Annotated in this window: 26 protein-coding genes; 8 read left to right on the top strand and 18 right to left on the bottom strand. The window is 63.6% G+C overall.

Annotated elements, in window-relative coordinates:
* Positions 1–7: 7 nt before the first annotated feature.
* A complete protein-coding gene (locus R4P57_RS18070) occupies positions 8–682 on the top strand; it encodes a hypothetical protein (RefSeq protein WP_317804184.1) in 675 nt (224 codons plus the stop codon).
* A gap of 37 nt (positions 683–719) precedes the next feature.
* On the opposite strand, the gene R4P57_RS18065 is transcribed toward R4P57_RS18070, so the two are convergent.
* The 3 genes from R4P57_RS18065 to R4P57_RS18055 all read right to left on the bottom strand — a co-directional run bounded on the left by R4P57_RS18065 (position 720) and on the right by R4P57_RS18055 (position 5,690).
* On the bottom strand, positions 720–1,742 hold the full coding sequence (locus R4P57_RS18065) for a hypothetical protein (RefSeq protein ID WP_317804183.1): 1,023 nt from the start codon (positions 1,740–1,742) through the stop codon (positions 720–722).
* Between the two features lie 76 nt (positions 1,743–1,818).
* A complete protein-coding gene (locus R4P57_RS18060; RefSeq protein ID WP_317804182.1) occupies positions 1,819–2,583 on the bottom strand; it encodes a polyprenol monophosphomannose synthase in 765 nt (254 codons plus the stop codon).
* Positions 2,580–5,690 carry a glycosyltransferase family 2 protein gene (locus R4P57_RS18055; protein ID WP_317804181.1) on the bottom strand — a complete coding sequence of 1,037 codons (3,111 nt, stop codon included), beginning with the start codon at positions 5,688–5,690 and terminating at the stop codon, positions 2,580–2,582. The genes R4P57_RS18060 and R4P57_RS18055 overlap by 4 nt, the downstream gene beginning before the upstream one ends.
* 147 nt (positions 5,691–5,837) lie before the next feature.
* Between R4P57_RS18055 and R4P57_RS18050 the strand changes: the two genes are divergently transcribed.
* Positions 5,838–6,782, top strand: coding sequence for a glycoside hydrolase family 26 protein (locus R4P57_RS18050; protein ID WP_317804180.1), 945 nt, complete (start codon positions 5,838–5,840; stop codon positions 6,780–6,782).
* Here R4P57_RS18050 and R4P57_RS18045 read toward each other — a convergent pair whose 3' ends face one another.
* From R4P57_RS18045 to R4P57_RS18025, 5 genes are all read right to left on the bottom strand, one after another.
* Positions 6,783–7,766, bottom strand: coding sequence for a glycoside hydrolase family 26 protein (locus R4P57_RS18045; protein ID WP_317804179.1), 984 nt, complete (start codon positions 7,764–7,766; stop codon positions 6,783–6,785).
* Positions 7,767–7,950: 184 nt separating this feature from the next.
* The gene (locus tag R4P57_RS18040; RefSeq protein WP_317804178.1) at positions 7,951–8,442 is read right to left on the bottom strand and encodes a preprotein translocase; all 492 of its coding nucleotides are present in this window, start codon (positions 8,440–8,442) and stop codon (positions 7,951–7,953) included.
* Positions 8,430–9,236, bottom strand: coding sequence for a twin-arginine translocase subunit TatC (gene tatC, locus R4P57_RS18035; RefSeq protein ID WP_317804177.1), 807 nt, complete (start codon positions 9,234–9,236; stop codon positions 8,430–8,432). Before tatC ends, R4P57_RS18040 begins: the two co-directional genes overlap by 13 nt.
* Positions 9,233–9,460, bottom strand: coding sequence for a twin-arginine translocase TatA/TatE family subunit (locus tag R4P57_RS18030; RefSeq protein WP_317804176.1), 228 nt, complete (start codon positions 9,458–9,460; stop codon positions 9,233–9,235). The genes tatC and R4P57_RS18030 overlap by 4 nt, the downstream gene beginning before the upstream one ends.
* A gap of 33 nt (positions 9,461–9,493) precedes the next feature.
* On the bottom strand, positions 9,494–10,498 hold the full coding sequence (locus tag R4P57_RS18025; RefSeq protein ID WP_317804175.1) for an intradiol ring-cleavage dioxygenase: 1,005 nt from the start codon (positions 10,496–10,498) through the stop codon (positions 9,494–9,496).
* Positions 10,499–10,677: 179 nt separating this feature from the next.
* Here R4P57_RS18025 and R4P57_RS18020 point away from each other — a divergent pair, with 179 nt between their 5' ends.
* The gene (locus tag R4P57_RS18020) at positions 10,678–11,709 is read left to right on the top strand and encodes an ABC transporter substrate-binding protein (protein WP_317804174.1); all 1,032 of its coding nucleotides are present in this window, start codon (positions 10,678–10,680) and stop codon (positions 11,707–11,709) included.
* Here the strand turns inward: R4P57_RS18020 and R4P57_RS18015 are convergent.
* Together R4P57_RS18015 and R4P57_RS18010 are read right to left on the bottom strand one after the other, a co-directional pair.
* Positions 11,687–12,313 carry a class I SAM-dependent methyltransferase gene (locus R4P57_RS18015; RefSeq protein ID WP_317804173.1) on the bottom strand — a complete coding sequence of 209 codons (627 nt, stop codon included), beginning with the start codon at positions 12,311–12,313 and terminating at the stop codon, positions 11,687–11,689. The two genes, R4P57_RS18020 and R4P57_RS18015, sit on opposite strands and share 23 nt — an antisense overlap.
* Positions 12,314–12,420: 107 nt before the next feature.
* Complete coding sequence (locus tag R4P57_RS18010; protein ID WP_317804172.1) at positions 12,421–13,434, bottom strand: GGDEF domain-containing protein; 1,014 nt, start codon at positions 13,432–13,434, stop codon at positions 12,421–12,423.
* 60 nt (positions 13,435–13,494) lie between these two features.
* Here R4P57_RS18010 and R4P57_RS18005 point away from each other — a divergent pair, with 60 nt between their 5' ends.
* Positions 13,495–13,926, top strand: coding sequence for a hypothetical protein (locus tag R4P57_RS18005; RefSeq protein ID WP_317804171.1), 432 nt, complete (start codon positions 13,495–13,497; stop codon positions 13,924–13,926).
* Positions 13,927–13,942: 16 nt separating this feature from the next.
* Here the strand turns inward: R4P57_RS18005 and R4P57_RS18000 are convergent, their stop codons facing one another.
* Positions 13,943–14,341 carry a type II toxin-antitoxin system VapC family toxin gene (locus tag R4P57_RS18000; RefSeq protein WP_317804170.1) on the bottom strand — a complete coding sequence of 133 codons (399 nt, stop codon included), beginning with the start codon at positions 14,339–14,341 and terminating at the stop codon, positions 13,943–13,945.
* The gene (locus tag R4P57_RS17995; protein ID WP_317804169.1) at positions 14,338–14,571 is read right to left on the bottom strand and encodes a type II toxin-antitoxin system Phd/YefM family antitoxin; all 234 of its coding nucleotides are present in this window, start codon (positions 14,569–14,571) and stop codon (positions 14,338–14,340) included. Before R4P57_RS17995 ends, R4P57_RS18000 begins: the two co-directional genes overlap by 4 nt.
* Before the next feature lie 132 nt (positions 14,572–14,703).
* Between R4P57_RS17995 and R4P57_RS17990 the strand changes: the two genes are divergently transcribed.
* The 3 genes from R4P57_RS17990 (at position 14,704) to R4P57_RS17980 (ending at position 17,418) form a co-directional block, all read left to right on the top strand.
* Complete coding sequence (locus R4P57_RS17990; protein WP_317804168.1) at positions 14,704–15,675, top strand: GGDEF domain-containing protein; 972 nt, start codon at positions 14,704–14,706, stop codon at positions 15,673–15,675.
* Between the two features lie 214 nt (positions 15,676–15,889).
* Complete coding sequence (locus R4P57_RS17985; protein WP_317804166.1) at positions 15,890–16,216, top strand: hypothetical protein; 327 nt, start codon at positions 15,890–15,892, stop codon at positions 16,214–16,216.
* Between the two features lie 233 nt (positions 16,217–16,449).
* The gene (locus R4P57_RS17980) at positions 16,450–17,418 is read left to right on the top strand and encodes a diiron oxygenase (RefSeq protein ID WP_317804165.1); all 969 of its coding nucleotides are present in this window, start codon (positions 16,450–16,452) and stop codon (positions 17,416–17,418) included.
* A gap of 5 nt (positions 17,419–17,423) precedes the next feature.
* Here the strand turns inward: R4P57_RS17980 and R4P57_RS17975 are convergent, their stop codons facing one another.
* The 5 genes from R4P57_RS17975 to R4P57_RS17955 all read right to left on the bottom strand — a co-directional run bounded on the left by R4P57_RS17975 (position 17,424) and on the right by R4P57_RS17955 (position 21,632).
* A complete protein-coding gene (locus R4P57_RS17975; RefSeq protein WP_317804164.1) occupies positions 17,424–18,614 on the bottom strand; it encodes a Fic family protein in 1,191 nt (396 codons plus the stop codon).
* Positions 18,615–18,721: 107 nt separating this feature from the next.
* The gene (locus R4P57_RS17970; RefSeq protein ID WP_317804163.1) at positions 18,722–19,453 is read right to left on the bottom strand and encodes a TetR/AcrR family transcriptional regulator; all 732 of its coding nucleotides are present in this window, start codon (positions 19,451–19,453) and stop codon (positions 18,722–18,724) included.
* Between the two features lie 35 nt (positions 19,454–19,488).
* Positions 19,489–20,028: a copper resistance protein CopC gene (locus tag R4P57_RS17965; protein WP_317804162.1), complete on the bottom strand. Its 540-nt coding sequence runs from the start codon at positions 20,026–20,028 to the stop codon at positions 19,489–19,491.
* Between the two features lie 27 nt (positions 20,029–20,055).
* Positions 20,056–20,412 carry a metalloregulator ArsR/SmtB family transcription factor gene (locus tag R4P57_RS17960; RefSeq protein WP_317804161.1) on the bottom strand — a complete coding sequence of 119 codons (357 nt, stop codon included), beginning with the start codon at positions 20,410–20,412 and terminating at the stop codon, positions 20,056–20,058.
* A gap of 14 nt (positions 20,413–20,426) precedes the next feature.
* Positions 20,427–21,632 carry an MFS transporter gene (locus R4P57_RS17955; RefSeq protein ID WP_317804160.1) on the bottom strand — a complete coding sequence of 402 codons (1,206 nt, stop codon included), beginning with the start codon at positions 21,630–21,632 and terminating at the stop codon, positions 20,427–20,429.
* Between the two features lie 154 nt (positions 21,633–21,786).
* Here R4P57_RS17955 and R4P57_RS17950 point away from each other — a divergent pair, with 154 nt between their 5' ends.
* Positions 21,787–23,013, top strand: coding sequence for a diguanylate cyclase domain-containing protein (locus tag R4P57_RS17950; RefSeq protein ID WP_317804159.1), 1,227 nt, complete (start codon positions 21,787–21,789; stop codon positions 23,011–23,013).
* Positions 23,014–23,229: 216 nt separating this feature from the next.
* On the opposite strand, the gene R4P57_RS17945 is transcribed toward R4P57_RS17950, so the two are convergent.
* Positions 23,230–24,213 carry an ornithine cyclodeaminase family protein gene (locus R4P57_RS17945; protein WP_317804158.1) on the bottom strand — a complete coding sequence of 328 codons (984 nt, stop codon included), beginning with the start codon at positions 24,211–24,213 and terminating at the stop codon, positions 23,230–23,232.
* Between the last annotated feature and the right edge of the window lies 1 nt (position 24,214).

Genomic DNA, 24,214 nt, shown 5'->3' with positions numbered 1-24,214 from the left:
GCCCACTATGAAGAAAGCCCGACTCGGTTGTGTCAGTGGACTGTTTGCTGCCGCCGTCCTGGCCGTCAGCGCGATGGCTCCCGGAACCGCTGCTGCAGCGCCCCTTCCGGTCGTCGGACCCGGCAGTGGTTTCGTCACCACCGGAGGTATCGACGACCTCACCGCCTGCTCCATCGCGGCAGTCGGATACGACGACGCCGGCCGACTCGTCGCGCTCACCGCAGGCCACTGCATTCTGCGTACGGGCCTGCCCGTCACCCTCGTCGGATCGCCTGCGGCCCCAGTCGGCACTACGGCCGTCGGGCATTGGGGACCCGATTACGGCGTCATCGTCCTCGATCCCACCAGAGTCACACCGGTGTCGAGTCTGGGCGGAATCACCGTGACGGACATCGGCATCGGGTCGGTGGGTCAGCCGGTCTGCAAGACCGGGCTCGGCAGCGGACTGACGTGCGGCACGATCGTCGAGGACCGAGGCGGCGACCTGATGTCCGATGCCGTCACCGTCTGGGCCGACTCAGGGGCACCGCTGGTGGCCGGCACCACGCTCGTCGGAATCGCCAGCCATGCATCGGGCGCTCCGCTGCTCAGTCCCACCGCGTACGCATCCGCACCGGAGTCGGTGCGCTTGCTGAGCGCATCGGGGGCTCCGGGTGCGGGCTTCCGGCCGGTGGGAAGCTGATAGCGAGAGCTTCCGAGGAAGGCGCGGTAGATCGGAACTACACTCGATCCATACCCGCCTTGTGGGTCGGATCGATCAGGAACAGGCTGCTGCCGTCCAATCCGTCTCTGCGGTGGATGTTTCCGCGCAATCCGGCTTCGACCAGTCGTACTGCTATTTCGTAGATTTCCTCGAGGCGGTCGTCGGTGAGGTCGGGACGAATCGCGAGATGGATTTCGTCACCGATGTGGCGCAGTACCGCCTGAAAGTTCGGGCTCACCGCGCTGTAGAGCTCCTCGCATTGGACCACCAGCGCGTCGGACATCACGAAGTCGTCCTCGGCCCCGAGCAAGGGCATCACACCGAAATCCTCGAGCAGATTGATCAGTTGCACGGCGCTACGGCCGGCAGCCGTCGATCGATCCGCCAGCACACCGGATTCCACTTCTTTCGTCGTGAAGATCAGTGTCGCTTCGGCGCTGGGATCGAGCAGACCCAGATCGGCGCGCATCGCCTTCAGCAGCAGCGAGTGCATTCTGGTGATGTACGCGTGCTCGCTCTGCAGACGTTCGTGTGCCGGAGCGGGGATTCCGGTTTCGGGAGCCAGCGGTGCGAACACCCGACGATCGATGCCCGTCGACAACTCCAGCGCCAACGGATGGACGCGCCTGCGCGCGACCACCAGTGCGGCGGTGAGCGCCAGATTCAGCTGGTCGTAGGCCTTGTTCAATGCCCGCGTCGCAGCTTTGAGGTCACCGACCGGCGTCGAGACCACCGCTGCCGAAATCTCCTCGGCCACAACCCGATCGACGTTGGACAGCGCGAAGAGTAGCTCCTGGTATCGCGCAGTTACCTGGTCGCGATTCCACGAGTCGTTGTCGCTGGACTGACGCACCTGACGATCGACGGAAGTGTGCAACGCCGCCAACTCCCGCGACATCACATCCTCGTTCGCGCCGACCCGGCGAACACTCATCGCCGCCCACGCAGCACCGAGCGCAGCGATGACGACGACGATCAAGGTCCACACCGCAATCGTGGTCACACCGGACTCGGTAGCAGCAAAGACGCTGGTAGTCATGGGCTTCATCATGCACGAATGTGTTACATATCGTTCTTCTTTCGCCGCTCTAACCGCCAGGTATGTGTGCGTACGGTTATCGGCTTTCGGATTCAGCCGTGCGTGCCGTGGGCTGCACCGATCTCTGTCGCCATCCCCAGATCGTCGTTTTCCACAGTGCTTCGACGACGACGGCGCGGCTCATCTTGCTGGTGCCGGATTCTCGTTCGCGGAAAGTGATGGGAACTTCGCTGATCTTCTTTCCGGTATCGGCCACCAGCAATGCCATTTCGATCTGGAAGCTGTACCCGCGCGAGGTGACGGAATCGAGATCCATCACGCGAAGCACATCGGCGGTGAATACTCGATAGCCCGCGGTGGCGTCTCGCACCGTCAACGGTGTGAGCAGGCGTACGTAGGTGTTTCCGGCTTTGGAGAGGATCTTGCGACTCAGCGGCCACCCTTCGGTACGCCCGCCGGGTACGTAGCGGGATCCGATGACGAGGCCGACACCGGGAGCGTAGGAGGCCGCGATCATCGCCGGCAACCGTTCGGGAGGGTGACTGCCGTCGGCATCCATCTCCACCAGTCGAGTGAATCCGTTCTCGAGGCCGTATCGGAACGCATCGAGATATGCGGTGGCCAGACCCGATTTGGCGGGGCGATGCAGAACTCGCACGTCGGGATGCTCCGCCGCCAATGCGTCCGCGATGTCCCCGGTGCCGTCGGGGCTGGAATCGTCGATGACGAGAATCGTGGCACCGGCAACGGAATCCAATGCCCGACGCACCAGCGGAACGAGATTGGCGGATTCGTTGTAGGTCGGGATGCACACCAGGACGTCGGAGTAAGTGGAGTTCATCGTGCCAACACGTTCGGAGTCCAGATCAGGTAGTAACCCGCGAACTCGCCTTGTCGAGTGAAGGGCACCTTGTTCGACAGGCGATACGGCGTGTCCCCGGTTGTCAGATACTCGTTGATCGCTCGTCCGTTGTCGGTGTTCAGACTCAGATAGATCGTGCCGAAATGTGATTGGTCGATCGCTTCGCGGTACGCGTCCATGCCGTTCTTGTTTCCGTAGTTCAGGCTGAACGTGTCCGTCCACAGGATCGGTTCCACCTCACCGCGCAGGGCGTAGCGCTGCGCCGACGGTTCCTCACCGAGGATAGCTTTGTTCGGCGAGACGGCGATCTCCTCACGCAGGGCCTCCACCACCGCGGTGTCGTCGACCCACGAGGTGAGGAATTCGTGCGATTGAGTCCAGCCCAGAAGCAGTTGCATCGACAGCGCGGCAGCCGCGAACGGAACCCCGAACCACTTGGAGCGCGCGATGAACCAGGCAAGTAGGTATCCCGCCAGTGGGGCGGCGAACACCATGCCGAACGCGACGTGCTTGGACAGCGACGTTTCCTCGCCGATGCGAATCTGCTGCGCAGGCCCAATGACGCTGAACGCCAGCAGCGTCAGGACGAGCGGCCAACGTCGCCACTGGAGAGCAGCGCCGCACACCGCCAGGATCAGGATCACGCCGACCCACATCGCGACGTTGGTGAGCAGCAGCGGTGCCGAGGCCGGAGAGATCGGCGTGCGGCTGGTGGTGGTCGAGACGATTCCGGGAACCAGATCCTGGGCCCAGAAGACCAGAACGAAGAACGACACCGCAACGGCCGACAACACCATCAACAATGCCTGCCGGACGGCTCCCCATCGAATCTTGTTCCACGTCAAAAACATTCCGATCACCGCGATACCGGGAAGATAGACCGCCGTGGCGTACTTGGTGAGGAAGGCCAGGGCCAGTACCGCTCCGATGATCGGAGCCCAGAGCAGTGAATCCTGTTGCGCACTGCGCACTGTGAGCCACAGGGCGACGGCGACCAGGCTCATGGCCATCGCATCGAAGGTCGCCATGTGAGACAGGAAGATCACCGAGCCGCACAGCAGGAAGGCCGCGGCACCGAGCAGGCCCGCGAGCCGGCCGAAGAGCTGGCTGCCCACGCCGTATGTCGCGACGATCGCCACCCAGACGAACACCATGCTGACCATGCGTGCCGCCTCGAGGCCGCCGACGGAATCAGCTGCCGCAGCGAGGATCGGGAACAGGCCCGGGGCGCCGGAGAAATAGGCACCCGGATATTCGGTGACGTTGACACCGTCGGTGATGTGCTCGATCATCCGGTGCCCGACGAACACGTACAGGCCCTCGTCCTGGAAGGCGGTGGTGTTGGAACCGGGCCGAAGCGACAGAGCAGAGGACACCGCGCACATCAGCACCAACCACGGCCACGACGCCGTCAGCCAACTGCGGGGCGTCGAGGGTGTGCGCCGCGTGGAGCGATCGGATGGCATCTGGTGCACGAAGGTCGAGATCTCCGAGCGAAACAGCTTTCGACGCAGCGTCATCGGATCGAGAAGAGTGGGGAAATCGGTACGCCAGAACATCAGTGGATAGACCACGACGAGGTTGAAGACGGCGAAACCGATCATCGGTGCGTAATTCGACCAGCCGTACTCGGGAGCCCGCCAGAAGATGCCGACCCACATCGCCACCTGGACGAGCACCAGCCACGTGGTCATCAGACGTTTGACGCGCCGGGCGGTGGTGGAGCGGGTCTTGATTCCCGTGGCCTGCCACGCGTCCGTGCGACCCCGGAGGACGTCGAACACCGCCACGGAGTGGATGTAGGAATAGAACGTCTGCACGCGGTCGAGCCCGATGGCGCTCTCGCGGCCCATGGTGACGACGGGGACGATGGCGATGCGCACCACCATGGCCAGGAACACGAACAGGTAGTTGTTGATGGACACGTCCTCGGGGGCGAGGAAGGCCATCAGAATCGGCGGCAGCGCGATGGCATAGATGTTGATCGCCGTGTCGATGTAGTACATGAAGCCGGACCAGAAGCACAGGCGTTGGCGCAGTGAGAACTTCACCGCATGGAAGTCGCGGGACTTGAGCAGACTCATCGACCCGTTCGCCCAGCGGTACTGCTGGTTGGCGAACTGATCGAGCGTCTCCGGGCACAGGCCGTTCGATACGACCACCGGTACGTAGCGAGTTCGGTACCCGACGCGCATGAGATCGACACCGGTGTAGACGTCCTCGCTGTGTTCGATGGCCGAGAAGCCACCGCCGGCCTCGAGTGCGCTGCGCCGATAGATCGCGCAGGTACCGACGCAGATCGACGCATCGCTTCGATCTCGCGCCGCCTGAATCCAGCGATAGAACAACACTTGCGTCGCCCCTGCCGAGTACTCCATCCACTTCATCCGCAGCGTGGTGTCGAAGTACTGCGGACTCTGCACGATGGCCACGTCTTCTTCGGTGGTGTACGGCATGAGTTGATGCAGATAGTCCGGACGCGGTACGAAATCTGCGTCGAGGATGGTGATGAAGTCTCCGTCGGACTCTTCGAATCCGAATCGCAGGTTGCCTGCCTTCTTCAGGTATCCGCGGTTGGGCCGGACGCGATACTCGTAGCCGAAGGCGTCGGCCAGGTCTCGAACGCTGTCTCGATCGGAGTCGTCGAGCACGTAGACGGTCAGCTCGCCACTCCACTCGAGCTGACTCACATGCCAGAAAGTGTTGTGCAACACAGTGATGTCTTCGCCGGCGCTCGGCAGGAACACATCGACGCTCGGGTAGTGCACGGGCCGGTAGGCGCGCACGCGCTCTCGGTGGCCGGCCAAGGTGTCGCGGCGCGGCTGCACGGAGGTCAGCAGTGAGAGGATCATCGCTGCCGTCGTGATGGCGAGTGGGACCAGCAACGGAATTGCCCACGCCTGCCCCTGCACCAGGTACAGCAGGCTGACCGTGGTGAGGAAGCCACCGAAACTCGACGCCAACGGAATCCAGCGGTGCTCGCTCTGCAGGTACGAGTCGCGCTCGATATCCGTTGGTGGAGAGGGCAGTTCATCCGAATCCGGTGGGGCGAAGCGCACCGTATGGCTCTGGAAGATAGACGTCATGACGACCAATCGGCTCAGGAGCGCGGCAGTGGAGATGGAATGAGGTCGTCATTGACCTGCTGTCCCCCGACCACTGAAACATACCTCGAGTTTGCTTTGGCCGCTGTTTTCGGACTGTCCGTCGTTTGATCTAATCTGGGACTCCTTATGACCCGCTTCCGGACGTCGTTGCTCACGCTCATCACTGTGCTGTCCGTCGCGGTCGGTGGGTGCTCGTCAGCGCCCGACCGCCCTGCGCGCACGTTCGGTTTGTCCTCGGACGGTGAAAATGCAGGAGTGAGCTCGGCATTCGACACCGGCGAAGCGCTGGGGAGAGAGCCCGAGGTGGTCAACTTCTTCGAGGCGTGGGCATGGCAGCGTCCGCTACCGGTGGACACCCTGTACGAGATCCACAACCGAGGCGCGATTCCCGCCGTCACCTGGGAGCCGTGGGATCCGAACGCCGGCGAGTATCAGGACGGCTACTCGCCGTCCCGTATCGCGGCTGGGGAGTTCGATGCCTACATCACCCAATGGGCAGACGCAGCAGCACAATTCGGTCAACCCATGCAGATTCGTTTTGCGCACGAAATGAACGGAACGTGGTACCCGTGGTCGGTCGATGGTTCGCGGAGTACCGCTGATGACTACCTCGACGCCTACCGACGCGTTCACGACATATTCATGCGCAGCGGTGCCAACAAAGTGCAATGGGTGTGGTCCTTCGACGCCAGTAGTGGCCGCGCAGAGGGGTTGCCCACCGCCGAGGCGTCGTACCCCGGCGACATGTACGTCGATGTGATCGGTATCGACGGATACAACGGAGGCGGAGAGGCGACGTCGTGGCAGACGCCGGACGAGGTCTTCGGCGGGGCACTCCAGACGGCGAACGCAGTTGCGCCGGGCAAGCCGGTCTGGATCTACGAAACCGGAACCGGAGACCAGCTGGGTGACAAGCCCGCCTGGATCGCCGACCTGTTCGAGTACCTGGACACGACCTCGGTCAGCGGAGTGCTGTGGTTCGATTTCGACAAAGAGGGCGAGGCGAACTGGCGTCTCGACAGCTCGCCGGCCGCACTCGACGCAGCATCGGCCGCGCTTTCTGCTTGGTAGTCAGCGCCCGGGCCGTGCGGCGAGAGCCGGTGCCATGGCGGCAGCGGAGGCGGGACTGCTGTCGATGCGCCAGTCCACTTCCTTGTTCATGTCGAACCACAGGAACCCGGTGACGTCCGGCTGCGCGGCCAGGTACTCGATCAGCCGGGTGATCCAGGCAGGCTTGGACCCACCGACCTCGGCGGACGCGACCTCACCGACAACGATTCGCTTGCCCGGTGCGAGTGCCCGCACCTGCGCCAAGCCGTCTCCGAACAACTGATCCGGGGTCTGCCATACGCTCCACGACTGGCTGGTTCCCCAGTTGTAGCCGTCGAGTCCCACCGTATCGACGTACTGGCTGCCTGGATAGACCACCGACATGGGAACTGCGTTGGGCACGTTGGGATTCCACACCCACTCGACGTTGGAAGCGCCGGCTGCGGTGAACAGATCGTGAACATGGCGATACGCACGCACGTAGTCACCGTCGGTGTTGCCGTTGACCCGATCTGCCCACGGATACCAATTGCCGTTCATCTCGTGCGCGTACCGAAGCATCACCGGTTTGCCCCAATTGGCCAGCGACCGAGCCCATCCGGTGATGTAGGCGTCGTACCGGCCCGAGGTGATGTCCGAGGACTGGAAATCGGGTTGCACGACGCCCGCGCCCGCAGCCCAGGGTTCCCACGTCAGCAAAGTCGTCGACCCGCGTGCGTCGGCGGCGTCGAGCTCGGCGATCGGAGCGGGCTGCGCGAAGTCCTTGTAGATCACGGCGAGCGACGCACGCTCACCGAGGACGGATTCGATCTGCTCCAACTCCCCCGTGGCGGACGGGCCGTTGGGATTGATGATGCCCAGACGCAGTGGTGCCGAGGAGATCTGTTGGGTTCGCGGTGTCATCGGAGACGACGATGCCACGGCGGTCGAACCGAGAACGAGCGGGATGACGAGTGCGGCAGTTGCGACGCCGATCGTCCGCGCCAGTGACCTCGTGTTCCTCATGCTGCGACGGTAGTACTCCGGCCGTCGCTGCAGGTGGGAACGGAAGCGTCAATTGTGCTTCATAGCAACGTGTTTGGCTGATAGCTCGCTTCATTCGGGCCGTGTCACCGGTTTCGGGGCGTGAACGGTTGCGAGGAATGTTTGGCGCGGCTCGTACCAACCTGGAGAATCGCAATGATTCGCGTCATCTCCGCTCGAACCGGCTGTCACTGTGAGCTGTCGCATCAGGACCGATAGAAGAAGTATCGGTTTCCGGCTGCAGTTGTGCGGCGATGCGACGTGGATCGTCCTGGGGTAGTGACTCGATGAGGACGCGTCGTGGATGCGATGCGGGCCCGGTGATGAGGTACTTCTGGCCGGGCCGCACGCGGGCTGCTTCGGCGAGGACCTGTTCGGACGGAGAGTCGGTGTCACGCAGGGGTTCGGTGTCACGCAGTGCGTCGCTGACGATGCGGCGGGGGTCGTACTGCCGCAGGTTCATCGACTCCCATTCGGAGCGTCGGAGCGGGACGCCCATTTCGTCTTCGGCGGCGTTGCGGGTGGTGTCGACGAAGTGGCGCACGGTGCGCACGGCGCGGGTGAGTTGGTGGGCGTATCCGGGTAGGCGCGAGGGGCCGAGTACGAACCCGGCGATGATCGCGACCAGGAACAGCTTCTCGAAGGTCAGGCCGAACATGATGAGAGCTCCGGTTTCGGTGGTGTCAGGGCGCGTCTGTCGTGTACCTCGGTGATCACGATTGCTGCGCCGAACAGTGTGGCCATGGGAACCGCGACCAGGAACATCGACAGGACGTCGGCGGCGGGCGTGACCAGTGCACTGAACAGCGCGATGGCGACGACGCTGATTCGCCAGCTGCTGCGCAGCCTGCGTGCGGAGAGGATGCCGAGGCAGTTCAGCATCACCAGCAGGGCCGGAAGGACGAAGGCGATGCCGGTGGCCAACACGATCTTCATGACGAAGTCGACGTAGTACGAGGCGTTGAGGATGGTGCTGTCCTGGTCGGAGGAGAACCCGGCGAGGACGCTGACCATGCGGGGGAAGATGGCGAACCCGAACACGCAGCCGGCGACGAACAATGGAGCGGCGGCCGCGGAGAATCCGTAGACGTATTTCTTTTCCCGACGCGTCATGCCGGGGGTGAGGTAGGCGAACAGCTCACGCAGCCACACCGGAGACGAGACGATGACGCCGGTGAACAGGGCGATCTTGAGTTCGAGATCGAAAGCGCCGGTGACGGTTTCGAAGTTGAGGCTGGCCTGGCGGGTGAGGGCGAGTTCTTCGATGGGTGCGCGCAGGATGTCGAGAATCTGATCGGAGAGCGCGAATCCGATCACTATGCCGACGAGCAGCGACACCGCCGCGCGTATCGCGCGGCGACGTGCCTCGCGCACATGCCCCGCAAGAGGCATGGTGCCCCGCGGAGTGGCAGGCCGTGTGGCCGTGCCTCGCGCGGCGGTGGCTGTGCTCACGACGTGTGTCGGTACGGAACCGGCGTGGACGCAGCGTCGGCGAACACCGGTGCCGTCGTATCGTCACGTTTCGCGGTCTTCTTCTCCTCGCGCACTTCGTCTTTCAGGATGCGCAATGACTGGCCGACGCCCTTGGCGAGTGAGGGGAGCTTGGTCGAGCCGAAGACGAGCAGCAGGATGGCGAGGACGATGAGAGCGTGCCATCCGGTGAGGTTGTGCAACATGATGATTCCTTAGGTGGTGTGAGGTGGGGGTGATCAGTTGGTGGGTGCAGAGCCGGCGGGCGGGCCACCGGCCGGGGGAGTGCCGCCGCCCATCGGAGGTTGTCCGCCGGTGGCTCCGCCGCCGGATGGGGCTGCGCCGGCGGTGGGTTCGGTGGTCGTGTCGATGGCGACGGCCAGCGATCCGACATAGCCGCCGGTGGGGTCGCCCGAGAACGATCCCATCTGCAGGTCGTAGCCGTCGCCGAACACGTTGTCGTTGTCGAGGCTGCCGAGCTGGGCAAGGTTCTGCGCCGATCCCGGGTAGGTGTCGAGCTGGTAGATCGCGTCGAGCATGTCCTGAGGGAATGCGATCTGCGAGGTGGCGATGGCATTGTCTGCGGTGGTCGCCGAGGCCGCGTCGGGATAGACCTCGAAGTGGATGTGGGTCCAGCGGCCGCTGTAGCAACCGGGGACGATGGTGTCGAAGGTGACGGTGCCATTGGCGTCGGCGGCCTGAATGCCGCGCAGGTACGTCTCGTCCTCGACCCCCTCGGAATACATCGAATACAGGCCTGCCGCATCGCATTGCCACAGGTACACGGCGGCATTCTCGAAGGGGCGATTGTCGTTCGCCATGTCGGTGAGAGTGAGACCGAGCGATAGCGGCACTCCGCTGACCGTGGTGCCGGCGTCGAGACTGGAGGTGATGTCGCGGCGGACGATGCCCGATTCTTCGAGCACGTTGACGCCGTTCGAGCCGTCGGCCGGGTAGGGGCCGTTGGTCTCGTCGGGGATCTCGCTCGTTGCCGCGGTCGCGGTACTCGACGCGGTTGCCGTTGTGGCGGTGGAACTTCCAGAGCTCGATGTGCTCGAGCAGGCAGCCAACGCCAATGCGCCGGCTCCAGCGCCGACGATGCTCAGTACGCGGCGACGGGTGACGAGGGTGGTGATATCGAACCCTGCACCCTGGTCGACGACCTCCTCGGTGGGGCGATCGAGCAGTCGGCCCTCGTATGCGGGTCCTTGGGGCGTATCGGTGGGCTCTGGGATACGGGTCATCGTCGTACGTCTCCTTCGATGTGGCACTCAATGATTCGGTAGGGCCAATACTCTGGGACGTTCCGGTGAATACCCTGAACCTCCGCTGCGAGGTTCCTGTGAGCGGTGTAGCCGGATTTGGGCATGGAAATAGCTAAGGCTAACCTCAGTATCCACTGCCCTCGACTTACAGGACTTCGATGACTCACCCTGCAACCACTCGCTTCGCTGCAGTGCTCACCGCCGTGGCGGCCGCGTCCATCGCATTGGCCGGCTGCAGCTCCAACGATTCGACCGACAGCCCGACCGACTCGCCGTCCACCGGTTCGTTTCCGCTGACCGTGCGCCACATGTACGGAGACACCACCCTGGACGCCGTCCCGGAACGGGTCGCGACGTGGGGATTCGGTACCACCGATGCGGTGCTCGCCCTGGGTGTCGTCCCGGTGGCGATGCCGTCGGCCGAATACGGCGGAGGTGACGATCTGATCTATCCGTGGGTGTCCGACGCGATCGAGTCGCTCGGCGGTCCTGCCCCGGTTCTGCTGGACAATGTCACGGATTCCTTGTCCGTCGAGAAGCTTCTCGCCACCGACCCCGACGTCGTGTTGGCTCCGCACTCCGGAATGACCCGGGCCGAGTACGACGCGGTGACCGCTGCCGGAGTTCCCGTCATCGCCCCGCCCGAGGAACTGTGGTCGACGCCGTGGCGCGATGTCATCACCACGACCGGTGATGTTCTCGGCGTTCCCGAGCGCGCAGGCGATCTCGTTGCCGATCTGGACCGCCAGGTGCAGGACGCAGGCGCTGAGCATCCCGAATTCAGCAGCCGCACAATCGCATACGTGTCCGAGGCTGCTGACGTGTACTACCTGCTGTTGCCGTCGGACCCGCGAGTGGAGCTGCTCGAGAATCTCGGCTTCGTCTCACCTGCATCGGTGACCGACCTCGCGACCGACGATGCCACCTACTCGACGACCGTCTCGGCGGAGAACATCTCGAAGATCGACGCCGATGTGGTGTTCACTCAGGTCGACACCGAGGACGCCCTGCAGCAGTTCCTCGATTCGCCTGTCTCGCGGCAGATTCCGGCCGTTGCAGCAGGTGCGGTCGCTGGATTCGTCGGGCAGGAAGCCGGAGCTGCAGTGGGCCCGACGGCACTGTCGATTCCGTACTTCCTGCCGACACTCGTCGACGGACTCGCTGGGGCTATCGCGGTGTCCGCGAACTGACCCGAACCACCGCATCGCGCAACGTCTTCGAGTGCACTCCTGTACCGCCGACGGTTCTTGAACGCTCGATTGCGGTGTCGATGCGCCACGAGGAGGCGTCGAACAGGGCAGTGACGTCTTTCGCGGTGACGGTGGCCTCGTGCGGCGGCTGCTCATCGTTCCCGTGTGAATGATGGTGCGTCCCATCGTGGAGGTGTCCGACGATGAGCAGTGAACCGCCCGGCGCAACCCACTGCGCGATGTGTCGATAGAACTCCAACTGAGGAATCGACGGATGCGCGTAGTTCGTCATCACCAGATCCCATCGCTCGGTCGGGTTCCAGGTCGTCAGGTCGGCTTCGATCCAGGTGACGTCGACCCCCGCTGTCTGCGCTTGCTGCGCGGCGGCGTGGAGAGCAGCGGCGGAGATGTCGGCACCGGTGACCCGCCAGCCCTGCTCGGCGAGCCAAATCGCTTCCGCTCCGGCACCACAGCCTGCGTCCAACACGGTGCCGGGAGTCAGTCCGGCTGTTTCCTCCACGAGATACGGATTCGCTGCGACGGTATGAGATGTTCTGTCATCCCAATGGTGCTCCCAATAGTCCTTGTCGAATGCGTGAGTCATCGATCGTCCTCTCCCGGTGGTGTGCCGGTATCAGAGTGACAGCCCGTGCATCGATATAGCAAGAATTTTTGCTGGATCGGCAATTTGGCGACAGTGCTCGTACTGTTTCAGCGAGGTGCGTCGGTGATCATTCGATTGCGGCCTGCGCGCTTCGCCTGAAACATCAGTGCGTCAGCTCTGTCGAGTGTGTTGCGAAGACCTTCGTTCGGTCGCTGGAGCGTGTACCCGGCCGAGAACGTCACCCCCGAAGACGTGGTGGCGGCTGCAAGTGCCTCGAGTGATCGAAGAGCACCACGACGATCGCAATTGCGCAGAGTGATCACGAATTCCTCTCCGCCCCATCGTGCTAGGAGCCCATCGACGCCGATGCAGTTACGGGCAGTCGACGCGAAGTCGCGGAGCAACGCATCGCCGGCAGCGTGGCCGAAATTATCGTTGAACTGTTTGAAATGGTCCAGATCGAGAACCGCGACGACGGTGTCGACCGAATCGCCGTCGACGACGGACACCGCGTAGTCCGACCAGCCGCGACGGTTGAGTGCCCCGGTCAGTGGATCTGTTCGGGACGCACGCAGGATGCCGTCCTCGACTTCCTTTCGTTCGGTGATATCGAGAGCGGCGGCGAGCGTCCACTCGACATCGGACGGACCGGTGAAAGGAACCAGAGTCAGCAGAACCCAGCGAATCTCGTCGTTCGGTCGAACGAACCTCACCTCGACCTTCACGGATTTTCCAGCGGCCGTCCCGGCGGCCATCAGATCCTCGACGCTGCCGTGGAGTGCGAGGTCGTCCGGGTGAGTGTGCACCGTCGCGGATCGACCTATCAGTTCCGAGGAGGACAGGCCGACGAGTTCGCAGTAGGCGACATTGACGTCGACGAACAATCCGTCGGCGTCGGAGAGCGCCTGCGCCACGGGGCTGGAGGCGAACATGCGCCGGTACCAGTGATCCTCCACGACGCAACGACCCGCTCTCTCCCCTTCCCGCACCGAGAGTTTAGTCCAGGTCCGGTCGAGCCCAACGGCACGTGCGTCTGCCGGGAGCTCGGTCTGGCCGACACTTGAGGGAACTGTCGCCGGTAGGCAGCAAACTGGCACGAATGTACGACTTTCGGGAACCATCCGTCGTCGCCGAGCGTCGAAGGGGTTGGGTGGTCGGTCGACGATGGGGGACGTTGGAACATGACGATGTGGCGAGAAGTGACGAGCATGGAGTGCCAACAGGATTTCGACGACCTGCTCGACGTCTGTATCGACATCGCAGCGGAGCGGATCAGTGAGAACTGGGGACTCCACCCGATGGCAGTCGTCAACGCCATCTCCGGCGGGCAGCGGGTGCTCGCGCCGCTGCGGTCGGAGGGAGGCGGGGCATCGAACACCGTGCTGCACGAGCAACTCGTCCACGATCTGCGTGCAGTCGCCGGGGATCTGCGGTCGTACGCCATCGTCTCCGACGTGACCGGCGAGGAGGCGTCGGGCACCTATCTCGAGGTGCTCCTCGAACACCGCGAGTACGCGATGCGGATACTCGTCCCGTACCTGATGCCCGACGCCACGACCTTCGATCTGGGTCCGACGAAAGCTTCGGTGGGGCAACGGCTTCTGTGGGGCTGATCGGCCGTGAACGCGGTCAAGCGCGGGTGTCGAGTATCGAAGTGAGTGCCCCGTCGAGAACGATTCGGTCGTTGGTTGCAATGGTGAGGTTTCGACGTAGGGCTTGGGCCACGATCATCCGGTCGAACGGATCGTTGTGGGCCCAGTCGAGCTGGCCGGCCACTGAAGCGTCCGTAGAGTCGATGGGGAGTTCGGTCGCGTTCATCCCGGTCAACGTTTCGGTCCACGTCGACAACAGAATTTTGCCGTCGAAGCGCCCGATTCGAGTCTTGATTGCGATCTCCCATGCCGAGGCCGCGGAGACCACCAGTTCGTTGCTCTGATCGGCGAGTGTGCTCCGCGCGTCGTCGGACATCCTGTCGGAATCGGTGACGAGCCACAGCAGCGCGTTGGTATCGAGAAGGAACGATGTCACGCCGGCGTTTCCCAACCGGACAGTTCCGTCGGAGGCAACGGTTCGTCGAACGATTCAGGTACGACGAGACCGCGCAGCTGGCCGAAGACGCGGGGCTTGGGCCGAGTCGGTGTCAGTACCGCGACGGGCCGACCGTGATTGGTGATCGTGATCGACACGCCGGTTCGCTCCACCTCGGCCAAAATCGCATTCAGCCGCGTCTTGGCTTCTGTGCTGGTGATCGTCCTCATGTCGCAAGTTTAGACCAGTGCGACTGGTCCGAATGGTTTTACTCTCGCACTCGATTTCTCCGCGAGTGCGAAATGTGTCACTCGATGTACCTCGACGGGTAACGCGGACGGTGCGACAGCGATGGACGGTCTGTGATCCCCCGGCGAGAGCGGCAAGCGATGCCGAGTGCGGTCTCGTTGGTGCTCGATGGACGCCGCCGCGTGCTCGCATCCCTGCTCGCCGTCTGCATGGTGCTGTATCTCGTGGCGGTCGGCGCGTCGAGGTTCGATACGAACGGGGCGGGTGCAGTAGGGGAGATGTGGGCTGCGGCAGTGGCTGCAATCGGCCTACTGGCGCTGGCAGCTCGGCGACCCAACCCAGTACGGCAGGGAGTTGCCATCGCGTGTGCAGCGGCGGCACCGGCCCTGACAATGGTGTTCCACGAGTACGTCGAAGGCCAAGTGTGGGCGCTGATACCGGCGATGTTCCTCGCGCTCTACCTCCGGGCGACATACCGCGTAGCACTGGCGCGCGTGCTGTGCATCGCGCTCGCCACGCTCTCGACCACAGCGCTGCTGGTCTCTCCTGCCCCGGTTCCGACTCTGTGGGCAATCCTCTACGTGGTGTGCATCCTCGGAGCTGCCGAGGTGTTCGGTGCCCTCGGTGCCGACCTCATCGCCGGCGCTTTGCGAGATCCGCTGACTGCCACATGGAACCGCGCAGGTTTCACCTACGCGGCGGCGAACCTCGCTGACGGCGCTGCACGTCGATGGGAGAACATCGCCGTCATCGTGTTCGATGTGGACCACTTCAAAGCAGTCAACGACAGACAAGGCCACGCCGCCGGCGACCGCGTGCTCATCGAAGTGGCCGAGCGACTGATGGACAAGGCTCCCGCCGGAAGTGTGGTCGCCAGACTCGGCGGCGACGAATTCGCCGTCCTCGTCGCGGGACACGACGAAGAGCAGGTCGACACTCTCGCCCGGGAATTGATCGAGGGGCACCCCGTGGGAGTCACTTACGGAACGGCACTCGGTGATCCGAACGCCGACGTACTCGATTCCTTGTTGCCCCTCGCCGACGCCGACATGTATCGCCGAAAGGCACTGCGCCGCAGTCGTTGAGGTATTCGGGCCAGATTTCCCGCAAACGCGCGCGCGTTTGCCAGGTGCGCGCGAATCATGCCCGGATCGGGGGCGAATCCGAACGCGTCTGACAAGTGCGCGCGCGTGTGCGAAACCGGGGGTTCGCCTGCCGGTCAGCGCCGTACAGGGGATTGGCTCTCTCCACCGTCGAGTGCCAAAATGGAGGCACATACTCACTCGAAAGGAGTCCGCAGTGACCGTCACCTCTACCCACTTCGATACACGTGATTCGGACGACGACATGCCACCGAAGTGGTGGAATCGGCGCATTCGTACTCGCGCTCAGGTCACCGAGATTGCCGTCATGTTCGGCGCGATGTCGATCGTCTCGTTCTGGGCTGCCGGGCTCGGCATCGCTGCAGGACTGATCGCCGTCGCATCCGCGTTGTGGGCCGATCGCAGCCCCGATCTCTCCGGCCCGCCCGCCGATCGCAGCGACAGGGCGCTTGCCGTCGGGACCGGCTTCGTCGGAATCATCGTCGGCATCGGGTTCGTTGTGATGGTGTTGCCGTACTGGTGATAGAGCGACTTCGTCGCATGTGACTGGAACTTCGTAGCCTGCTACGAATTTCCGCTCACGACGACAGCGCCGAACGGACCCTCCCCGAGGCCGGTCGACCGCGTTGCGGTCGACCGGTTTCGTCGTTTCGAAGAGAATTTCTCATGTATCTGCGACGGTCCGTTGCACTAACGCATTTTATATGTGACGCTGTGTTGCGTACACATTGTTCGGACGCAGGCGGAAGGACCACCATGACTGCAGTCGACGACGCACGAACGCTCTACCGAGACAACCTGCACGCGCTGTCGACGGCATCGGTGCATCAGCACTTCGACGCCTTCCTCGACATCCCGTGGGATGAGCCCGAGTACGCGGTCATTCCCGATGACCCCCGGTGGGTACTCCCGGACGAGGATCCGCTCGGTCACACCGACTGGTACAAGTCGCTTCCCCTGGACGAGCAGATCCACGTCGGAATGTATCGCCAGGCCAGCATGGTCAAGGTGGGCCTGCAGTTCGAGCAGATCCTCATCAGCGGACTCATGCACTACGCCCTCACGCTGCCGAACGATTCACCCGAATTCCGGTACTCGACGCACGAGGCGACCGAAGAGTGCCACCACACCCAGATGTTCCAGGAACTGGTCAACCGCATCGGCATCGACGTGCCGGGCGGGCCTGCGTGGTTCCGCAAGATCGTGCCGGTGGCGGCGCTGTTCGCCAGCCGATCTGCACCGTTCGGATTCTTCGTCGGCGTCCTCGCAGGAGAGGAGCCGATCGACCATATGCAGAAGGGAATCCTGCGCAGCGGTGCGGTGGGGCACCCCTTGGTGATGCGCGTGATGCAGATTCACATCGCCGAAGAGGCCCGGCACATCGGCTTCGCGCACCAGTACCTCAAGCACAAGGCACCGCGGCTCGGACGCTTCCAGAAGGCGTCGATCTCGGTGCTCATGCCCGTCATCATGCGAATACTGTGCGACATGATCATGAAGCCCAGCAAACAGATGCGACGCGACCTCGCCATCCCCGACGCCGTAGTCGACGCCGTCTGGTGGAACAGTGAACCGTCACGAAAGGCATTGCGCGACACATTCGGTGACGTACGGATGCTGGCCGACGAACTCGGAATGATGAACCGCGTGTCCCGACGCGTATGGCGCGCACTCGGTATCGACGGACGGCCCTCGCGCTACCGCAGTGAGCCGTCGTTCGGCTGAGTGGCCTACTCGCTGCTGGTCGAGCGTTTGCCGATGGTGATGCTGAGCGCATCGAGCTCGGCCAATACAGCCGTGGCAGCCCAGATCTGGTTGCGCTTGCTGGCTGTCAGTACCTCGAGCACGCCGGCCTCGGTCAGCCGAGCGAGGGCGCGATAGGTGCTCGCATCGGTGGTGCCGGTGATCTGACTCGCTGTGTCCGCGTTCAAGATCGGGGTATCGAGCAAGGCGTCGATGATCTTCGCGTCCGCCGAATTGGCACGGGGTCGGGCAGTTGCGCGCCAGTGTTCGGGAAGCTCGGCCAAGGCCTGGGCGGAGTCCTGGGCGGCGTAGCTGGACACGGTTGCCGCGTGCGCGACGTACTCCACGAATCCATCTGAGTCACCGGCGCGGTAGTCGGTCAGTCTGTCGAAGTAGCGGCCTGTGTCCGCAAGCATCACCGATGCCAATGGGACTGTCACCCGTCTGGTCAATCCGCGTCGCCGCAGGATCGCGCTGATCAGCGCCCGGCCGATACGGCCGTTGCCGTCGGTGAACGGGTGGATGGACTCGAAATGCGCGTGCGCGATTGCAGCCTGAGCAAGTATGGGCAGATCTGTTCGATTGGCGAAGGCGAGCAGATCCGTCATCGATTCGTGAACGAGCTCCGGCGGAGGTGGGACGTACAGGGCGTCGATCGGGGTGTAATCGCTGCCCCCGATCCAGTTCTGCACGTCGCGAACGATGCCCGAATCGCGTGCGGTGTAGAAATCCGGTGCCATCAACAGTCTGTGCGCGGTCGTTAGGTTGTCACCGGTGATCGGACCTTTGCCTGCGGCGTCGACCATCGCCGCCAGAGCATGCACGGCCGCGAGTTGAGATTTCGCCTCGGCGTTGGATTTACCTCCGGCGAACGCCTTGCCGAAGGCTCGCCAGCCGGCGTCGATGTGCTCTATTTTCGAGGATGCGACCGACTCGCTTCGGAGCAGAAAGTCGGACAGAGGTGCCAGGTGCTCGCCGAAACCCGCCTCCAGCCGTACGACAGCAATGATCGCCTCTTCGTGAGCCCGAGCAACTGAGCCGGACATATCGCAGTGCGCTTCGCCGATCATGGGTGGGATGGACACTTCGATGTGTTGCAGCGTGCGATCGGCCCGCGAACCTTGACGCCGACTCGGCTTCCAGGCCCGCGACTCGACGCGGTGTGGCGACCAGATCATTGCTGCCCCCGATCGTCAGAAAACGCGACTATCCCGGCCATAAATATACTTTGATACTACGAAAGTACTCTATGTGCCCAATGGTCGCGTATTCCGACGCGTTCGGGCTACCGCAGTGAGCCGTCGTTCGGCTGAGTCTCCTCGATGACGCTTTCGAGGGGCACCTGCGGGATCGCGATGCCGCGGGATGCACCGAGGCCCTTGACCTGCAGCCAGATGGTGTCGGCCAGGAACGTGGCGAAATGATCGAGGCCGGTGCGTGTTTCGGTCTGCCCGCTCCAACTGCGCACCGCACCCATGCAGCCGGAGACGAGGCCCGCCACCCACGGCCGCACCAGCGACCAGTCGTCTGTGGTCAGGTCTGCGTGGACGAGGGCGAGGAAAGCGGCGACGCTCACTTCCAGCTGCTCGGCCAGCATTGCGTTGGTCTCCTCGAGGGGACTGGGCGATTCGGCACTGACGTCCTGCTCGACGAAACGCGTCCACGCGGGATGCTCGGCAACCCACCGCACATAGGTGCTCACCACTCGATGCACCACGTCGCGAGGAGTTCCGGTCAACGCGAACGACGTGACCAACGTGGCCGTCAACTCCGAGCAGATGGCCCGCTGAATGGCCGTGTCCAAGTCGGTGCGATCACGAAAATGCCGGTACAGCCCGGTGCGATGCACGCCGGCCTCGGCGGAAATCTGAGCGGTGGTGAGCCGCTCACCAGGAGCGATATCGCGGGCCAGAACCGTCATGGCGGCGTCGATGATATGGCGTCGACGATCGGTGTTGTGCTGTTCCCAACGCCGCTTACGGCCATCGGACTTCGGGCGTTGGCCACCGTCACTCATGCTGCATGATCTCACGTCCGCACTGGTCGAGGCTGTCAGTGGGTGCGTTTACGCAGCGCGAACAGGACACCCGACGCACCGACCGCGACGACGACCACCGCAATGATCCAGATCGGGAAGCCGCCGGTGTCCTCGGTGTCCTGGCTGGCCTGCGGTTCTGCTCTGTTGGTGAAGTCCAGGTTCGTGGCCGGAGGTGTAGCCGCAGCCGGGGACGCTTGGGTGAGTTGGAACGGAATGCTGCCGGTGATCGGATGCCCGTCGGCGGAGACCACTCGGTAGCCGATGTTGTACTCACCCGCTGCACCGAGCCCGTCCAGATCTACGGTCACCGTGCTGCCGTCGACGACGGGATCCGATGCCGCCCATTGGGTTCCATCGGATCCGACGACGGTGACGGTGGCGAAGTTCGACTGCACGGACTGATTGAACGTCAGGGTCACCTCGTCCGGCGCGGCGTCGAGCACGGAGTTCTCGGCAGGGTTGCTGGACTGCAGAGACGCATGCGCAGCTGCCGGGGCGATCGACAGTGCCGTCGCGGTGAGTATGGCGGCTGCGATCACGGCCAGGCGTTTCATCGGGTGCTTTCTTGTTGTGGTGCAGGGTTATTCGTGCGGGGGCTCGCCGGTGACCTTGTGGTCGGCGAAGTTGAGGCCCTCACGCACGAGACGGGCGAGGTGACCGTCGGCCAGGCGGTAGATGACGTTGCGGCCGTCGCGTCGGGTCTCGACGAGTCCGGTGAATCGGAGTTTGGCCAGATGCTGGCTGACGGCGGTGCGGGAGGTTCCGGTGGCCGTGGTCAATGCGCTGACGTCGGCTGGGCCTCGGTCGAGTAGCCAGAGGATGTGCAGTCGGGTGGGGTCGGAGAGCATCCGAAAGGTGTCGCTGGCCGTGGCCAGGCGTGCGGAGTCCGGTTCGACGGCATGGTCGAGACTGATGCGCGGTTGCTTCTTCGGTGGCATCGAACGTCGTCTCCCTACGCGGAGGCGAGCACCGACATTCGGGAGCGACTCCACAGGCGTGCTGCGGACAGTGCCGCAAGTGTAGCCAAGCCCGTGAGTACCATCGCCGCGGCGAACAGTCCGAACTGGGCCCCGACCCATCCAGCAATCGGATAGGTCAGCAGAAACGCGGCGTGCGACAGCGAGAACTGCGCCGTGAAGATGGACGTTCGGGTGCTTTCGTCGGATTCACGACGCAGAATCCTCGCCGACGGCGTATTGATCATCGACGTCCCGACGCCCAGCAGCACCCATGTCGTGGCCAGCGCAACCCAGGCGGCCGACCCTCCGTGCAGGGTTGCCACCAGTGTTGCTGCGGCAGTTCCCGTTACGGCTACTGCGGCCCCGGTGAGCATGAGGGTGTGATCGCTGATGGATCTGAGCGCTCGCGGGATGAACAGTGCTGCCACCATCGAACCGGCACCGTAGACGCCGAGAGCGATGGCCAGCTGGCTGCTCGATCCTCCGAACAGATCGCGGACGTAGACCACGGAGTTGACCACCACGAGAGCCGTCGCTGCAGCGACCACCGTGTTCAACGCGAGCAGTCCCTGTAGTTCGGGATTTCTGACGAACGTCGCGATGCCTGTTGTCGGTTTTTGGATCTTGGTTGCGACGTGTCTCGGTAATGCGGTGTTGAGCACCATCACTGCGGAGACGACGAACCCCAGAGCTGTCCCGACGAACAGCGTGTGGAAGCCGATGAGCGTCAACAGGGCTGCGGCGATCAGTGGGCTGACCAGTGACTCGAGGTCGTAGGCGAGTCGCGAGAGCGTCAACGCGCGGGTGTACTGCTGCGCGTCGGGCACCACGGACGGAATGACGGCCTGGAAGGTGGGAGTGAAGGTGGCCGACGCCGCCTGAAGAACGAAGATCAGCACGTAGACCTGCCACACCTGATCGACGAAGGGCAATGCCAGCGCGGTGAGCGCCCTGACGACGTCGGCGGCGACGAGTACGAGCCTGTGGGGGAGCATGCTGGTCAGTGACGAAACAACAGGAGCGACAAAGACATACGCGATCATCTTGATCGCGAGAGCGGTGCCGAGCACAGCGCCGGCGGCACTGCCTGCGATGTCGTAGGCGAGCAGCCCCAGCGCCACCGTCAACAGTCCGGTGCCCAGCAACGCGACGACCTGCGCGGTGAAGAGGCGTCGAAAAGCGATGTTTGCGCGAAGCATGGCTTCAACGTACACATATGTGCGCAAGTGCGCACTCAACGGGCTTCTTTGGGTTCGCCGCGGCAGGTCCGATCGTGCGATGAACTACACGCATACCCGCCACCTTGGGTAACGTTGAGCTTGACGTTCACGTCGATGATCTCGGGGGTGATTCATGGCCGATTCGTTCAGTCCCTCCTCGGGGCGCATCGCTCGCGCCATCGATCAGCTGCCGTCGATGATCGGCTACTGGGACAGCTCGCTTCGAAATGTCTTCGCCAACAGGGTCTATGCCGACTACTTCGGAATAGAACCCGCCCGAATGGTCGGGATTCACATCCGCGAGCTACTCGGTGAGGCGCTGTACGAGCTGAATCTGCCCTACATCTCCGGCGCTCTCGCCGGAGACGGCCAGCAGTTCGAGCGCACGCTCATCGACATGAACGGCGTCGTGCGCGTCACCCAGGCCACCTATGTGCCCGACACCGTCGACGGCACCGTCGTCGGATTCACGGCAATGGTCGTCGACGTCAGCGCCCGCGCCGAAGCCGAGCGGCAGCGTGATAGAGCGATCCGGCTCTTTCAGGTCGCGATGGAGAACGCCCCGATCGGCAAGGCCATCCTCACGGTGGACGGCCGCTGGATACAGGTGAACAAGGCGCTGTGCGATTTGCTGGGATACACCGCGGAAGAGTTGCAGCAGAAAAGCTTTCGCGATCTCAACCACCCCGACGACATGGCCGAGGCGGTGGCGCATTTCGAGGGATTGGTAGACGGGTCGCTCACCAACGTCGCGTGCGAGAAGCGCTACATCCGCAAGGACGGCGCTACGATCTGGGTGCAACGCAACGCAATATTGGTACGCGACTCCGAAACCGGCGACGTGATCATCGCCCAGATCCAGGACATCACCGCACGCAAGAACGTCGAAGCAGCGCTCGAACGCCAAGTGCTGGTCGACGACCTGACGGCACTGGGTAATCGACGACGATTGATGGCCGAGTTGGATGCGCTGAAGGAATCGGCCGACGACCGCCCTGTCGGAATGCTCTTCGTGGACATCGACGCCTTCAAATCGATCAACGATCGGTTCGGGCATGCAGTGGGCGATCGTGTACTCGCCGCCATCGGACGCCGCGTCCTCGCGAACACTCGAGCCGAGGACACCGCCTGCCGAATCGGCGGAGACGAATTCGTCGCCCTGCTGCACAGTGCCCGATCGGCCGAAGGAGTCGAACGCCTCGCCGACCGAGTTCGCAGCCTCCTGGCCGGCCCCTACGACATCGACGGCACCCACATCCCGGTATCGGTGAGCGTCGGATGGAGTTGGGAGCCGACCACCGACCCGGACCAGCTGCTACATATCGCAGACGAGCGAATGTATTCGTCCAAGCGCGCCTGAGATCCGGATCAATGTGGGTTTCAGTCGGTCAGAGTGCAACAAAGTCGCATTCATTCACTGGCGGGGCCGGGTTTGGGGCAGGCGGGGTGCGGTGTTGGCGGGGTGGGGTCGGTTTTCTCGCAAACGCGTGCGCACTTGTCAGACGCGAGGGGATTCTCCCCGAATCGGACGCGATCTTGCGCGCGTTCAGCAAACGCGCGCGCGTTTCGGACGTGGTCACGACGTCAGATCGATCTCGGTCCCCACTCCGGCGGCACGGGCGAGCTGGACGACCAACTCGGCAACAGCGAGATCCTCGAGTCCGATGCCGGTGGAGTCGAAGAGCGTGATCTCCGCATCGGTCGATCTTCCGGTCTTCCGGCCGGTGATGACGTCGCCGAGTTCGGTATCGAAGTGACTCTTGTCGACGGCACCCTCGGCGATCGCCAGCAGTGCGTCGCCCGACTTCGACAGAGCTGTCGCGGTGCTGTCGACCACCACCCTCGACCGCGCCATGGCAACACCGTCGACCTCGCGTTCGCCCGGGCGCGGCGCGGCTCCGACGACATTGAGATGGGTTCCAGCGTTCAACCACTGCCCGAACAGAATCGGTTCGACGGAGGGAGTGAGCGTGCAGACGATGTCGGACTGTCGCACAACGTCTTCGACCCATACGGCGTGTTCGATCTTCAGGTCCAAGTCCGCAACGCTGTCGCGAAACCGCTCCACCGTGTCCCCCGATCGCGACCAGACGACGACGCTCTCGAGCTCGCGGATGCTGTGCAGCGCACGGACGTGTTCGACGGCTAAGTTACCTGCTCCGATCACGCCCACGACGGAGCTGTCTGCACGTGCGAGGTGCGCAGTGGCCACGGCACTGGCGGCGGCCGTGCGAATCGCCGTGATCGCCCGGCCGTCGAGTACCGCGACGCACTCGCCGGTGCGAGTCGACGTCACCAACATGGTCGAGCGCTGCCGGGGAAGTCCGCGTCCGCGGTTCCCCGGCAGGTCCGACAACACCTTCACTACTGCGAGCTCGGCGGTACCGGACTGTGCCACCATCGGGATGATTCGACCGTCTTCGGTGCCGTCCATCGACGGCGGAGCCGGATTCTGAGCGGTGCCCGTGGACAGGTCGCTCAGGGCGCGCTCGACCGCACCGAATACTGCCCTGCGGTCGAGTAGCGACGAGATCTCCGAGTGACGCAGTACCAGTGTCATG

The sequence above is a fragment of the Rhodococcus sp. IEGM 1330 genome (genome assembly GCF_033142445.1).
Lineage (GTDB): Bacteria > Actinomycetota > Actinomycetes > Mycobacteriales > Mycobacteriaceae > Rhodococcoides.
This window is presented reverse-complemented; position numbering and strand designations above follow the sequence as displayed.